This window comes from Arcticibacter sp., assembly GCF_045629565.1.
Lineage (GTDB): Bacteria > Bacteroidota > Bacteroidia > Sphingobacteriales > Sphingobacteriaceae > Arcticibacter.
Window position 1 is genome coordinate 87,558 of the sequence record NZ_JAZQRL010000100.1, and the last position, 15,439, is coordinate 102,996.

A 15,439-nucleotide genomic window follows, 5' to 3' on the forward strand; every position below is an offset into this window, starting at 1 on the left:
CTTTTTGCTTATGTATTGAATGGTCTGATCAGAAGCGAAGGCCCAAAGTCAAATAAACATTATCGTTGGTCCACTTTAAGTCTGCCGCAGGGCTTTGTGTCGCCAGTTCGTAAGGATAAATCGTTTGCTTCCTGGATACATTCTGATAGGTAGCGTCTACATAGAAATTACCCACCCGGTAGCCGAGGCCACCACTTACCACATTTGTTGCGCCACCGATTCCTTCTTCAGGGTTTGCCAGGTAGCTATATCCTGCCCGCAGGTAAAGATTCTCGTTCAAGCGTCCTTCACCGCCCACTTTCGCATTTACGACGGATTTATATAAGTTTGAAATACGTTGATTATCATCACCTGAAGTAGGGTAGTTGCTTAACTTCATTCCGGCATAGTCTACATACTCAATATCTGCTGAAAGGAAACCGAACTGTTGAAAGAAAACGGCTACACCACCATTAACCTTCATCGGAGTCCTCAGATTGTAGTTGTCTGCGAAGGTTTCCGGCAGTGCAGGGAACTGGTCTCCTCCATCATAGAAAGTCTCAAGAGCCAGACTGCTGTCATCTTCTATCGAATACCAGGTTGGACTGGTGAACGATGCACCTATACGAACCGACTCAACAGGTTTGTAGATCATCCCTAACTTAAAGTTTACCCCACTACCACGCGTCTGTTGGTTGAAATCGTAAAAAGTTCTGTATTCTGCACCTTCAGGCACTATGTTGCCTACAGCCCCAACATTTCCTACTTCACTTACAGTAGAGTAGGAGTTGTATCGCAAACTTGTCAGACCTACACTCAGTCCGAGGTAAAGTTTATTGCTGTAGTTTGTACCCATTGCGATGTTAAACTCGGTTTGACCACCTGTTCTTCTTCGGGTCATCGTCTGGTCAGCATCCGTATAGGTGTTGGGACCATACAGATTCCCGTATGAGTCGCGGCCGACGGAGTCAATCAGGTAGCTTTCGTAGCCCCACCAGCCCAAAGGATTGCCAGCACGGTTCAGGTCATCGACACTACCCCCTACCAGGTTTGCCTGGTCTGCCAGAAAATCGGCAATAGAATTGTTAGGATTACGTCCGGCCAGATACAAATTATCATAAAAGTTATTCGTTCTGTTCCATGATAGCCCGAAGTTGAAGTTCAGAAAGCCGGTTGTTGCATTTGACCCTGCCGGAACCTTCTTGGCGGAATGGAACAATAACGACGCATTATGGAAATTGAGCTGATCCTTTCCATCGGATTCACTTTGGTTAAAATAGTTGGAAGTGACGTTAGAAGAATTGAACTCAGGGGTGATGCTGATTTCAGAGCGGTTAAAGAAACCAAGTCCCGCCGGATTACCACCGATAGCGCTCAGGTCTCCGCCAACAGCCGTTGAAGCGTTTCCGATAGCCTTGATTCTGGATGTCGACCCTTCGTTAAATCTCGAGAACCGGAGCGCATCCTGATTAAATTGAGCGTATGATACTTGGGTGATCGCAGTAGCTGCGATCACCATTACTATATTCTGAATTTTCATTTTGGTTTAGTTAAGTATTACCTTGATCCTCTGCTTGGTCTTGAACCACCGCCGCCGGAGCTGCCACCTGAGCTACTTCCGCTAGAGCCTGATCCTGTACCCCAAGAGCTTGGACGGGAAGATTCAGTACGTGGTGTACGATCAACATACGGTTCTCTGGCCGGTCTTTCCACACGTGCTGGTCTGTTTTGTGTTGCGGTACCTGAAGCAGGGCGGGTTGTACCTGTAGTTGGTCTGGAAGGTCGGGCGTATGTGCCGTTTGCTGTGCGGCCTCTACCTGTATTGTAAATCGCATTATTCGATCTTCCAACGGGACGTGTGCCGCGATCACCATTGGTGATTGCGCCAGGGTTTCCTGAACCAAGATAAGGGCGAGGGTTGTTTCTTCGGGCTACAACACCTCCGTAATAACCTCCGTATCCGTAACCTGGATAACCGAAGCCACCGTAGGAAACGGGACCCCAATAGTTGCCATAGCCAAAACGGTTTCCGTATAACCATGGGTTGTATCCCCAGGCACCACCGAATGTTCCAAACCCAAACCACATGGAGTATCCGGGGCGGAATGCCCATGGATCCATGAAGAACGGATCATAACCGTATCCGTACCACGGACTGTACCCAAAGGAATAAAAGTTGTCGTAATACGGGCGGTAACCGGAACCGTATTGGAAGCGGTTTATGCGGGAAGCATAGCCATAATCAAAATCATAGTCGATGTTCTCCTGGTAATCGCCTTCTGAATAATCATTACCTCCGTAAAGTTGTTCATCAGTGCGGTAATTACGCTCAGCAACCGGGGCATAAGTTACCTCCTTTGCTTTTGCCTGTGTGCTGTAAACATCATCGTTTTGTGCGGTACTCTGCTGCGCCAATTGAGTAGTGGAGCAGGAGCCCAGCATAACAGCGAACGCTGCCATAGCCGGTATAATTAATTTTCTCATTGCGGTGTGTGTTAAATCTCCAATCATCACTGTATCTGTATAGACGCAAAACATAGAAAAAGGTTGCGTCACTTAATGGTAAAATTGCCCGTTTAGTTTTATAACTTTGTTAGCTCGGACATTGTGTTAAAATTACGAAAAAAACAACATAAATTAAGTATGAGTAAAGGTATTACGAGCAAAAACGACGATTATTCAGCATGGTATAATGAACTTGTTACAAAAGCAGATCTGGCAGAGCATTCCGCGGTAAAAGGTTGTATGGTTATCAAGCCCTACGGCTATTCCATCTGGGAAAAGATGCAGGCTGCGCTAGACAAGATGTTTAAAGATACCGGCCACAGTAACGCCTACTTCCCGCTCTTTATTCCTAAATCATTTTTCTCAAAAGAAGCTGCTCACGTTGAAGGCTTTGCAACTGAATGTGCGGTCGTTACTCATTACAGATTGAAGAACGATGGCAATGGAAATATTATTGTAGACGAGGATGCAAAACTGGAGGAAGAACTGATCGTTCGTCCGACTTCTGAAACCATTATCTGGAACACTTATCGCGGCTGGATCCAGTCGTACCGTGACCTTCCCATCCTGGTAAACCAGTGGGCAAACGTAGTCAGATGGGAAATGCGTACCCGTCTTTTTCTGCGTACTACCGAGTTCCTTTGGCAGGAAGGGCATACCGCACACTCAACCGCTGCTGAGGCTATCGAAGAAACAGAAAGAATGCTGAATGTTTATGCGGATTTCGCTGAGAACTGGATGGCCATGCCGGTAGTGAAAGGTATCAAAACGGCTAACGAGCGTTTTGCCGGTGCAGTGGAAACTTATTGTATCGAAGCGCTGATGCAGGACGGAAAAGCGCTTCAGGCAGGAACCTCGCATTTCCTGGGACAGAATTTCGCCAAAGCGTTTGACGTGAAGTTCACCAGCAAGGAAGGTAAGCTAGACCATGTATGGGCAACGTCATGGGGTGTATCTACCCGTTTAATGGGCGCATTGATCATGGCACATTCTGACGATTCTGGTTTGGTGTTGCCACCCAAGCTTGCACCGATCCAGGTGGTGATCGTGCCGATTTACAAGAGCGATGAAGATTTAGCTAAGATCACGGAATTTGCTGATCGCCTGCATGCTGAGCTTAAAGCAAAAGGCATTTCTGTTAAGTATGATGATCGCGACACCCAGCGCCCGGGCTTTAAGTTCGCAGAATATGAACTGAAGGGTGTTCCGGTCCGCATTGCTATCGGCGGCCGGGATATGGAAAATGGTACTGTCGAAATTGCCAGACGTGATACGAAGGAGAAGCAGACTATTAGCCAGGAGGGTTTAGCTAACCATATTGAAGCGCTTCTTGAAGATATTCAGACTAATATCTACCAGAAGGCCCTTAAATTCCGCTCAGAGAATATCACCGAGGTGAATTCTTATGAGGAGTTCAAGGAAGTGCTGGATGGAAAAGCGGGCTTTGTTTCTGCACATTGGGATGGTACTCCGGAAACTGAAAAGAAAATCAAGGAAGAGACTAAAGCGACGATCCGTTGTATTCCTTTGGATAACAAGCTGGAGGAAGGGGTTTGTATCTACTCCGGACAACCTTCTAAGCAGCGTGTCCTGTTCGCGCGAGCGTATTAAAAGCTGTGCCGTTATGTTATTTTGGGGGGCTGATCGTTTAAAAAATGATCAGCCTTCTTTGATTTCCGTTAGTCTCTTTGCGGATGCCTCTCCAGTTCGCTTAAAAACTGACTTGGCGTCTTGCCAAACTGCTTTTTAAATGCCTTGCTGAAATACGACTGCGTTTGTATTCCCACCCGGTACATCACTTCTGTTATCAGCACATCCTCGTGGGTCATTATCTGCGCTGCTCTTTTCAGTCGTATCGACCTGATGAATTCGCCTATTGATTCTCCGGTGATCGTCTTGATCTTTTGGTACAGTTTGGTTTTACTCATCCCCATAGCTGTACAGACGAAGTCGACATCCAGGTCTGGATTTTTTAGTTCAGAATGGATGATTCTGCTTAGCCTGTCAATAAATTCTTTCTCTTTGGCCGAATGCACCAGCTCCCGGGCGTCACTTTGATAGTCCTTCAGATAGCGCTCCTTCAATTTCCGCTTCTGTTCAAAGATATTCCTGATCGTGAGGAGCAGCAGGTCAATACTAATTGGCTTAGGGAGATAGAAGTCGGCTCCCGACTCAGCTCCTTCGATTCTGGCTTCCAGGGCGTTGCGGGCTGTTAACATAAGAAAGGGGATATGACCTATTTCAAGATCTTCTTTTACAGCTTTGCAAAACTGAATTCCGTTCATCTCGGGCATCAACACATCACTCAAAATCAGGTCTGGAAACTCATCCTTTGCCTTTAGTAAGCCAATCATTCCATTCTCAGCGACCGCAACCTGATAGGTAGCGGAGAGGGTCTGCTGCAAAAAGGCCCTCAGCTCGGGATTGTCATCAACGATGAGAATCCGTTCCTCTGGAGGATCTGACAGGGTGGATATGGTCCCGGTCATTCCGGCCGGCGTGTCTTGAAGGAGGGGTTCCGGATTTACACTCTCCAGCCGGGTTCCTCCCTCACTGGCAGACTCAGTCCAGATCTCCTCAGGACTGTAGCTCGTTCTTTCGATAGGCACCGCCACTATGATTTCCGTTCCCTGATGTCGTTCACTGTAAACGTAAATATCACCCTTATGCAAATGGGTAAGGCTTTTGACGAACGCAAGCCCAATACCCGAGCCCAAATGTGCTTCTGTGATGCGATAATATCGTTCAAACAGGCGTCCTATAGAATCTGCGGAGATTCCGATCCCATTGTCAGCGATACGTATATAGATGTATCTACCGGATCTGAAGCTGTTCCTGATCGCTAGCTCATTTTTGAACCGGGGCTTAAAGCCCGATAGCGACTCCAGGGTTTCGAGCGTTATCACACCATTATCAGGAGTATATTTGAAAGAATTATGAACAAGATTCAAGAGGATTTTCTCCAGTATTTGTCTGTCAAACCATGCTTTTTCCTCCGGGAGGTTATTGATGACTTCGAACGTAATATTTTTATCTTCTGCCAGGCCTTTGAATTCTTCAAAAATTTCTGCGATAAAGTTTCCGATATTTCCTTCTGTTACCCTGAGTCCTAAAGTGCCGGTTTCCACTTTGCGAAAGTCCATCAGCTCATTAATCAGGTTCATCAGCCTTCTGGTATTCCGGTGCATAGTCTGGAAGTATCGGGTAAGGGAAGATTGCTGATTATCTTTCATCAATTGCTCCAACGGCCCCATTATCAGCGTTAACGGTGTCCGGAACTCGTGCGATATATTGGTGAAAAACTGCAGTTGTACCTGATGGATTTCCTCGCGCTTTTTTTCTTCCATGCGTTCAAGTTCCAGTTTTCTTTTAAAGCTAAGAATGGCGTAGATGATATAGATAATCAGTACCAGGACAAGAAGTATAAACCACCATGTCAACCAGAAAGGAGGGGCAATGATGATCCTGACGGTTGAACTCTTGTTGTTCCAAACGTCGTCGCTATTGCTTGCTTTGACGAAAAAGGTATAGGTGCCGGGACTTAAATTTGTATAAGATGCTTTGCGCTCATGTCCGACATAGTTCCAGTCTTTATCCAATCCTTCCAGCTTATATGCATACTGATTGTTCTTCAGACCGGTAAAATCCAGGGCCGCAAAGCTCAAAGAGAAGGTAGACTGCTTGTATGAAAGCCTGATTTCCTTCGTGAGGCTGATATCTTCCTTAAGAGGCGAGTTCTTTTCACCGGGGACAATCTTTTTATTATATATCATAAAGTCGACCAGGGAAACGTTCGGCAGATAGGCATTGGTATTAATTTCTTCAGGAAAAAACGTATTAAAGCCATTGATGCCGCCGAAGTACATTTCGCCCTTGCTGGAGAGGAGTGCCGCATTCGCCTCAAACTCCTGGCCCTGCAACCCGTCACTGACGGAATATTTTTTAAACGCACCTGTTTCCGGATTGATCTTCGTTAATCCGTTCGATGTAGATATCCAGAGGTTTCCCCGCCGATCCTCGAGAATGCTCTTGATGAAATCGGTCGATAGTCCAGCCTTATTCCTGAACAAGGCAAAGCGGTTCTGCTTACGGTCGAAAAGATAGAGGCCGCGGTGCCCTACCCATAGTCTTCCCTTACGGTCAGTGAACAAAACCCGCAGGTCGGGCATTCGTTCCTCATCTCTGAAATAATGCAGGAATCTTTTAGTGCTTATTTGATAGCGGTTCAATCCCCCGTCGTCCGTCCCCATCCAGATATCTCCGTTGATATCTTCATGCAGGGAAACGATGTTTTCTCCGAAGACGCCCGACTTCTTGTCAGGATCATGTTTAATACGCCTAAAGCGCCTGGTCTTTCTGTCAAAGAGATTTAACCCGCCGTAATAGGTTGCTACCCAGAAATTGCCATGACTGTCTTCCAGCGTTTTCTGTACATAATTGGAACTGATGGAATTGGGATCACCCTCAACATGGGTAAACTTTCGAAACGTTCCTGATGCTTTGTCCATCACGTTTAAGCCGCCGCCCCAGGTTCCGATCCATAAAGCTCCATTTTTATCTCCCCTTATATCCAGTACGGCGTCCGAGCCAATACTAAGGGGTTTAAAGGGATCATGACGGTAATGATTGAATGCTCCGGACTTTCGGTTAAAGGAGTTTAGACCTCCGCCGTCAGTGGCTATCCATATCAGGCCGTTACTGTCTTCAAAAAACGCTCTTACATCATTGTAGCTTAAGGTTGGTTGTTTTCGTTCTTTCCTGAAAATATTGAATTTCTCAGAAAGAGGACTGTAGAGATTTATACCTCCTCTGTGTGTTCCGATCCATAAGTTATGCTGCTTGTCCTCGAATAAAGCAGAAACTGTTCGTTGAGACAGCGACCTTGGATGCTCGGGGTCATGCTGAAAGTTTTGAAAGGCATCTAGATTTGCCAGGTAGAGATCCAGACCGCCATTTATGCTCCCTACCCAAAGTCTGTTCCGACTGTCCACCAACAACGTCCTGATTTGATCATTAGACAAGCTTGATTTGGCCCATTCATTGTGATTGTAATTTTTGAAAGTTCCGGTAGCGGGGTGGTATCTGGATAGTCCCTTATCTTCAGTTCCGAGCCATAAATAACCGGTATGGTCAATGGCAAGGCTCTTAACGGTATTCCTCTTCAGGAGGTTCCGTTTATCGGAGAGATTGCTGATGACTTTGAACGTTTTTGATTGGCGATGGAGCGCATGCAGACCGGAGTCTGTTGCAACCCATAAGCGTCCCATCCTGTCTTCGACCAGCGCGTTTACGTTATTGCTCCGCAGTGCCCCCGGATTTTCGGGGTTATGTATAAAGCTATTAAACTTGCCGCTTCTTTTGTTGAGGAGGTTCAGTCCGCCCCCGTACGTGCCGACCCAGAATTGCCGGTTGCTGTCTTCGTATATAGAGGTGATAATGTTGTTACTGATGCTTCCCGCCCGCCTTTTATCTGATTTGAAGCGTTTAAAGGTGCTGGCAGTACGCTCAAACTTGTTCAACCCGTTCATCGTCCCTATCCAGAGGTCCTTATTGCTGTCTTCATAAATGGTACGGATAAAGTTGTCTGAAATGCTCGATTTATCGGCCGGATCGTTTCTAAACACAACTACCTGATACCCGTCATATCTATTTAACCCGTCCCTGGTACCGATCCATATAAACCCAAAGCTATCCTGTGCAATAGCTTCCACTGTGCTGTTAGATAAGCCTTCCTGGTAACTGATATGGAAGAAGTTTAAGTTTAGACTTTGTCCCCACGAACAGAGGGGCGAAAGGGTTAGGGCCAGCAGTCCGGGTATGAAAAGCCAACTCACAGTATCTGAGATATATCGTCGAAAAATTAATCCTATATTTAAAAAGCTCATGTTTTAAGCTTGAACCAGAGTGTGCTTCCGGAAGGTTTACAATCTCCCTAAATGTAAGGTATTCAAGTCCAAAAAAATCAATAGAACAAAAAATAAGACCATCAGAACAAAGGATAAAGCGTAATTTATTTCTACTTTGTACCTGGCCAATTTCCATAAAACCAGCAAGATCTACCAACCAATATCAAACCAATATGAGTAAACGACTATCAAATGTTACGGCTCTTTCTATCGTCCTCAGTTCTTTTTGCATTTTGCCTGCAGATGCCGCTGCCAGGGGCGAAAAGAAAAGCTTGCAGATCTATCAAGCCGTGAGCAGCCAGGTATCTGCCAGGGTCACTATCAGGGGGAGGGTAATAGACAAATCAACCGGTGAACCACTTGTAGGCGTATCCATTAAAGTGAAGGGTACGAAACTCGGAACCTCGACTGATGCGAACGGACAATTCGCCTTCAACAGTCCGGAAACGGGTGTCCTGATACTAACTTATCTGGGCTATCAGACCACCGAAGTCCAGATCAACAACAGGACAAACATCAACATCGCCATGGAACCTGCATCCACCTCGTTAACGGAGGTTGTGGTCGTTGGCTACGGAATTACGCGAAAGAAAGATCTGACGGGCTCGGTGGCGGTTGTTGACGCGAAAGATTTCCAAAAAGGTAATATCTCCACACCGGAGCAGCTGATAGCGGGAAAGGTGCCCGGCATCTCCATCACATCGAACGGAGGCCAGCCTGGAGCCGGCAGCACTATCCGCATCCGCGGCGGTTCTTCACTCAATGCAAGTAACGATCCCTTGATTGTGATCGATGGAGTGCCTCTTGAAAATTCAAATATCTCCGGCGCTGCCAATCCGTTAAGTTTTATAAATCCCAATGACATAGCATCATTTACGGTGTTGAAAGATGCTTCTGCTGCAGCTATTTACGGAGCACGGGCTTCGAATGGCGTTATTATCATCACCACCAAGGCTGGTACCAGTGAAGCATTCAGGGTTGCCTTCCATACCGTCAATTCAGTTTCCAATAACTACAATGAAGTGGATGTGCTGAATGCAGATGAATTTCGGGAGATCATAAATCAATACGGCAGTGCCGACCAGATTGCCCGGTTGGGAACAGAAAGCACGGATTGGCAAAAGGAAATATACCGCACAGGCTTCTCTTCTGATAACAATATCAGCTTTAGCGGAGGAATAAGCAAACTACCCTACAGGCTTTCTGCAGGCTTTCAAACTCAGCAAGGTGTTTTGCGGACAGATAATCTGCAAAAGACAACACTAGGACTGGTGCTGAATCCGCGGTTCTTTAATGATCACCTTAAAGTTGATCTGAATGTTAAGGGCAGCGCTCAGAGAGCACGGTTTGCCAATACGCTCGCCATCGGCGGAGCGCTAACTTTCGATCCTACGCATGCTGTCAGAACAAATAGTGATCGGTTTGGAGGCTATTTTGAGTACCTAGACCCGTCACAACCTACCGGCCTGTACAATCTGCAAGGTCGCAATCCGGTAGGTCTCCTCGAACAGAGGAGAGATATCGGCAAGCCACTTAGAAGCATCGGTAACCTCCAGCTGGATTATAAGTTTCATTTTCTGCCGGAACTGCGCGCCAACCTGAACCTGGGGTATGATATCGCTAAAGGGAAAGGAACGGTGTTCGTTCCGGCCAGTGCAGCTTCCAACTATCTGGTTAACGAAACGGGCGGGCTAAACAACCGCTATAAGAGCGAACGAAAAAATACACTCGTTGACTTCTATCTCAACTATGTGAAGGACGTAGAATCCATCAAGAGTCGTATTGACCTCACGGCCGGATACTCTTATAACGACTATCTTACAACCGCTTATAATTATGCCAGCTACAGTGCAAGTGGCACTCAGCTCACCGCAGATCCCGCATTTCCATTCGATAAGCCACATTATCGCCTGGTTTCGTATTTCGGTCGGGCCAACTATAATTTCGATGATCGTTATCTGTTGACAGCTACGGTTCGTCGCGACGGCTCTTCCCGCTTCGCGGAAGATAACCGCTATGGCATATTTCCTTCTGTAGCAGTGGCATGGAACGCCAGCAATGAAGGATTTCTAAAAGAAAATAAAACGATATCTGACCTGAAGTTCCGGGTCGGCTACGGAGTAACAGGGCAGCAGGACGGAATTGATAATTACGGATATCTGGCCAGCTACCAGTTGAGTGAACCCAATGCATCCTACCAGTTCGGCGACAGTTATTACCGGATGTACCGTCCTTCAGGATACGTTTCCAGCATCAAATGGGAAGAAACAACGACTACCAATATCGCGCTTGATTACGGTTTCCTTGATCAACGGATTACAGGATCCCTGGAGTTTTATCAAAAAGATACCAGAGATCTCCTGGCTAGAGTGCCACAGGCAGCCGGGACCAATTTCAGTGCTTTTGCGGTTCAGAATATTGGAGATATGGAAAACAGGGGAGTGGAGTTCAATATCAGCGCTCAGGCAATCAAGAAGACCGACCTGCGCTGGGATATCGCTTTCAATATCACCAGAAATAAAAATAAAATCACGAACCTCACCCTCGTGCCCAATGATCCTAATTACATCGGCGCCCCCACAGGAGCGATATCAGGAGGCGTAGGAGGTGGCTTCGTGCAATTACATCCGGTTGGCGCCAGCAAGAATACCTTTTTTCTCTATCAGCAGGTCTATGATGAAGGAGGGAAACCAATTGACGGCGTTTATGTCGACAGAAATAAGGATGGTATCATCTCTCAGGAAGATCTCTATCTCAGTAAAAGAGCTGATCCCACGGTGTTTATGGGGCTTAGCAGTAACGTCAATTACAAGAAATGGAATGCCGGCGTTGTATTTCGCGCCAATATCGGGAATTACGTCTATAACAATAATTTCAGTCAGACGGGAACACTTAAGCAGCTAACAGGCTCGGCCGTTACGTATAATGCTTCACGGAATTATCTGGAGACTGGTTTTGAAGGAAGCGGATTCCAGATATTGAGCGATTACTATCTGCAAAATGCTTCTTTCCTGAAAATGGATAATATCAGCCTTGGATATAACGCCGGAAGAGTTCTTGGTGGAGCAGCTAACCTTCAGATCAGTGCCATCGCCCAGAATGTATTCGTAATAACAAAGTACAAGGGCCTGGATCCTGAAGTGCCATCGGGTATCGACAATAACCTTTACCCCAGACCCCGGGTATTCTCGCTCGGCCTTAATCTTAGTTTTTAGTGATAGACTAACCAACAAATGAAAACGATCAAGATGAAAGCAAGAATTTTATACGTCATAAAACTATCGGTCATTGCACTGGTCATTTCTTCCTGCAGTAAGCTGGACCTGACGCCTACGAATGACTTAACAGCCGACAAGGTCTATGCAGACCCTGCAGGTTATAAACAAGCGCTGGCAAAGGTTTACGGAGCCTTTGCCATGACAGGAAATGCGGCTACCGGCAGACAGGATATACCGGCAGAAATTATTCCGGATGAAGGAAACTCTGATTTCCTCCGGTTGTACTGGAACCTCCAGGAGCTGACGACAGATGAAGCTGCCTGGTCATGGATCGGTGACGCGGGAATTCAGGGCTTGCATGAGCTAAACTGGTCGGCTGGAAATGCGATAGTGAACGGGCTTTATTACAGGTCGTTTTATCAGATTACCTTATGCAACGATTTCATCAGGCAGTCCACAGAAGCGAAAATTTCCGAGAGGGGAATCAGCGGCGCAGATGCCGAAGAATTGAAGAGATTTCGGGCAGAGGCTCGTTTTCTGAGGGCCTTTCAATATTGGGTCCTCATGGATATCTATGGAAATCCACCGTTTGTTACAGAAGACATCGGTATAGGCTCCGGCGTGCTCCCTCAACAAATCCAGCGTAAAGATCTCTTTACGTATGTCGAATCAGAGTTAATGGCTATTGAGCCTGACTTAGCAGCTCCAAAATCAAACGAGTACGGACGCGCCGATCAGGCAGCTGCATGGGCACTTTTGTCGCGCCTTTATCTCAATGCGGAGGTTTACACGGGCACTCCAAAGTTTACCGAGGCCATCACCTACTGTAATAAGATTATTCAGGCAGGGTATAGTTTAATACCTAATTATCAGGAGCTAACTATCGCTGACAACCATCTCAATACCAGCGAGAATATCCTTATGATCGCTTATGATGGAACCAACACGCAGAATTTTGGAGGTACCACGTATCTGATGCATGGCCCCGCTAATGTGCCTGCCGACGTTTCAGGGTCAAACGGAGACTGGGGAGGATTGCGTTGCACAGAAGATTTTGTTAATCTCTTCGCAGATAAAACAGGGAGTACCGATAAGAGAGCACTGTTTTATACAGGGACAACCGGGAAACCCCAAACACTCAACATGGAAGAACTCTATTTGAGTACTTCTGGTTACTCGTCTATCAAGTTCAGAAATAAGACGAAGACCGGAGCGCTGGCACCAAATATTGATCCGGCGAAAGACTTTTCCGATATAGACTTCCCTTTATTCCGCCTTGGAGAAATTTACCTCACCTACGCTGAAGCGGTTCTTCGCGGCGGCACCGGAGGCGACGCTAATACAGCACTGTTGTACATCAACGCCTTGCGTACCAGAGCTTACAGCGGAAGTACAGCTGGTAATATAACAGGTGGTGCGTTGACGCTCGACTTCGTCCTGGATGAAAGGGCGAGAGAGCTTTATTACGAAGCTGTCCGCAGAACTGACCTGGTTCGCTACGGCAGACTTACTACTGATGCTTATCTATGGGCCTGGAAAGGCGGTCTGCAGCAGGGCCAGTCTGTAGATGCGAAGTATAATATCTTCCCTTTACCACCAACAGATTTATCGTCCAATCCTAACCTGGTTCAAAATGAAGGCTACTAACATGAAAAAGGCAATTTATTCAGTTTTACTTTTCAGCCTGCTAAGTCTCCTGTTCGTTTCCTGCCAAAAGGATATGGAGAAGACCATCCTGGTAAAACCTGCATCGATACAAGGGTTTTCAGCAAGCGTAACGGATATTCTGTTAAATCCGGACAACAAAACTCAGACAGTGGTAACGTTCAAGTTTGAAGAACCAAGCTATGGAACTGACGTAGTTCCTTCTTACAGTTTACAATTCGACATTCCTTCTGACACGACCGGCCCGGATGCCTGGTCGAAGGCTGTAGTCGTGCGACTAACAGGCAATGCGGTAGAAAGGTCGTTCAACGGTGCCGATCTCAATGCGCTTCTCGTCAATCAGCTCAATATGAAGCCGGGTACGAAAGCGGACCTGGCGGTTAGATTGGTTTCGGAAATTCTTAAAACTACCGGGAATCCAAGCTCTGTAGCCCCTGTCTATTCAACTATTACTATAGCTGTAACTCCATTTGAAGATATCGTCATTTATCCGGCTCTGGTAGTGAAGGGAGGCAACTCCTGGATCACCCCCCCGCCAGGAGAAAGGGCACCTGGTTATGTGCTGACATCTGCAGGTTTTAACTCGAAGTATGAAGGCTATCTTAATCTTCCGGATGCTGATGGTTGGGGCGGCGACGCATTCCAGCTCGTCTCAAGCACTGACCAGAAAGTATACGGCTGGGGAACGAGTGCCACAACGATTGCTGAGGGAGGCGGGAATCTATGGTTAACTCCTAGTCCGGTCTATATGAAAGTCAATGTCGATCTGAGCACTAATGCCATCAGTTACACACCGGCATCGTTCTCTATTTCCGGAGATCATAACAGCTGGAGTACCACGGAAACACCTATGACTTACGATGTGACCGCTGGTGTTTTGAAGGCGACAGGTGTTTCGCTGACAGCGGGGAAAGCATTCGCCTTTATCGGAAACAACAGTTGGGACTTGAGTTATAAGGTGGATGAAGATGACAAATTGGTGTTTGCAGGTCCGCCAAACTGGGGAGGCAACAATATTGTTGTGCCAGCTACCGGAACCTACACCATCATCCTTGATCTAAGCAGGGGCGCCGGAAATTACACTTATTCATTAACCGAAGAATAAAAACACATGGCATTGAACAAATATCTCAGTCTCGCATGGTTTCTCGCACTCGCAACCTGTGCCTGTAGTAGCGGCAGCGAAGACGGGGAGCCCCTGGAGCCACCTGAACCGCCGGGGCAGCCGTTCGGTTTAGTCAAAGGTGCCGACGTGAGCTGGCTCAGCGAGATGGAAGCAGCCAAAATCAAGTTTTATAATAACGTTGGGGAGGAGAAGGATCTTCTGGAAATACTAAAAGGAAAAGGGATGAACACCATCAGGCTGCGCGTCTGGGTAAATCCTCAGGATGGCTGGTGCGATGTCAATGATGTAGTGGAAAAAGCCAGAAGAGCCAAAAGGGCGGGCTTCCGCACGTTGATAGATTTTCACTATAGCGATAGTTGGGCAGATCCGGGCAAGCAAACAAAGCCTGCGCTATGGCAGAACAAGGACATTTCGGCTCTTAAGGCGCTGGTGAGCAGTCACACAACGGAGGTGCTGGCGGCTTTGAAAAACCATGGAGTTACCCCTGAGTGGGTGCAAATCGGTAACGAAACCAATAACGGGATGCTGTGGGAGGATGGAAAGGCGTCGGTCAGCATGAAAAGCTTTGCAGAATTAATTCTTTCGGGTTATAACGCTGTCAAAGCTACAAGTCCCGATATTAAGGTGATCGTTCATCTATCCAACGGGTATGATAACTCCATGTTTCGTTGGATGTTCGACGGGCTAAAGGCAAATGGGGCGAAATGGGACGTGGTCGGCATGTCTCTCTATCCACGGGCAAGCGACTGGCAGCAAAAGAACGAGCAATGTCTGGCTAATATGCAGGATATGATCACACGATACGATAAGGAAGTACTGCTTTGCGAGGTAGGCATGCCCATGTCGGAAGGTGCTGCGGCAAAGGCTTTCATAACCGACCTGATAGCGAAAGTGAAATCGCTTCCTGAAAACAAAGGTCTCGGTGTTTTATATTGGGAGCCTCAGGCGTATAACAGCTGGAAAGGGTACAAGTTAGGCGCTTTTGACGATTCAGGTAAGCCTACTGAAGCCCTGGATGCATTTATTAATTAAGTACAGAA

General features: G+C 46.9%; 8 protein-coding genes. 5 read left to right on the plus strand and 3 right to left on the minus strand.

What is annotated here, in order from left to right; genetic code table 11:
* Positions 1-28: 28 nt before the first annotated feature.
* Both ACKI5J_RS12350 and ACKI5J_RS12355 read right to left on the minus strand, forming a co-directional pair.
* Complete coding sequence (locus ACKI5J_RS12350) at positions 29-1,519, minus strand: OmpP1/FadL family transporter (protein WP_407429780.1); 1,491 nt, start codon at positions 1,517-1,519, stop codon at positions 29-31.
* A 17-nt stretch (positions 1,520-1,536) separates the two neighbouring features.
* A complete protein-coding gene (locus ACKI5J_RS12355) occupies positions 1,537-2,463 on the minus strand; it encodes a hypothetical protein (RefSeq protein WP_407429781.1) in 927 nt (308 codons plus the stop codon).
* A gap of 159 nt (positions 2,464-2,622) precedes the next feature.
* Here ACKI5J_RS12355 and proS point away from each other — a divergent pair, with 159 nt between their 5' ends.
* Entirely contained in the window at positions 2,623-4,095 is a 1,473-nt protein-coding gene (gene proS, locus ACKI5J_RS12360; RefSeq protein ID WP_407429782.1) for a proline--tRNA ligase, read from the plus strand.
* 68 nt (positions 4,096-4,163) lie between these two features.
* On the opposite strand, the gene ACKI5J_RS12365 is transcribed toward proS, so the two are convergent.
* Positions 4,164-8,318 (minus strand): two-component regulator propeller domain-containing protein, encoded by a 4,155-nt coding sequence (locus tag ACKI5J_RS12365; protein ID WP_407429783.1) that lies wholly within the window; start codon positions 8,316-8,318, stop codon positions 4,164-4,166.
* Between the two features lie 245 nt (positions 8,319-8,563).
* Here ACKI5J_RS12365 and ACKI5J_RS12370 point away from each other — a divergent pair, with 245 nt between their 5' ends.
* From ACKI5J_RS12370 to ACKI5J_RS12385, 4 genes are read left to right on the plus strand one after another with little or no spacing between them, the layout of a single operon-like run.
* On the plus strand, positions 8,564-11,605 hold the full coding sequence (locus tag ACKI5J_RS12370) for a SusC/RagA family TonB-linked outer membrane protein (RefSeq protein ID WP_407429784.1): 3,042 nt from the start codon (positions 8,564-8,566) through the stop codon (positions 11,603-11,605).
* 33 nt (positions 11,606-11,638) lie between these two features.
* On the plus strand, positions 11,639-13,255 hold the full coding sequence (locus ACKI5J_RS12375) for a RagB/SusD family nutrient uptake outer membrane protein (RefSeq protein ID WP_407429785.1): 1,617 nt from the start codon (positions 11,639-11,641) through the stop codon (positions 13,253-13,255).
* A 1-nt stretch (position 13,256) separates the two neighbouring features.
* Positions 13,257-14,378 (plus strand): SusE domain-containing protein, encoded by a 1,122-nt coding sequence (locus ACKI5J_RS12380; protein ID WP_407429786.1) that lies wholly within the window; start codon positions 13,257-13,259, stop codon positions 14,376-14,378.
* A gap of 6 nt (positions 14,379-14,384) precedes the next feature.
* On the plus strand, positions 14,385-15,431 hold the full coding sequence (locus ACKI5J_RS12385; RefSeq protein ID WP_407429787.1) for an arabinogalactan endo-beta-1,4-galactanase: 1,047 nt from the start codon (positions 14,385-14,387) through the stop codon (positions 15,429-15,431).
* The last annotated feature ends 8 nt before the right edge of the window (positions 15,432-15,439 follow it).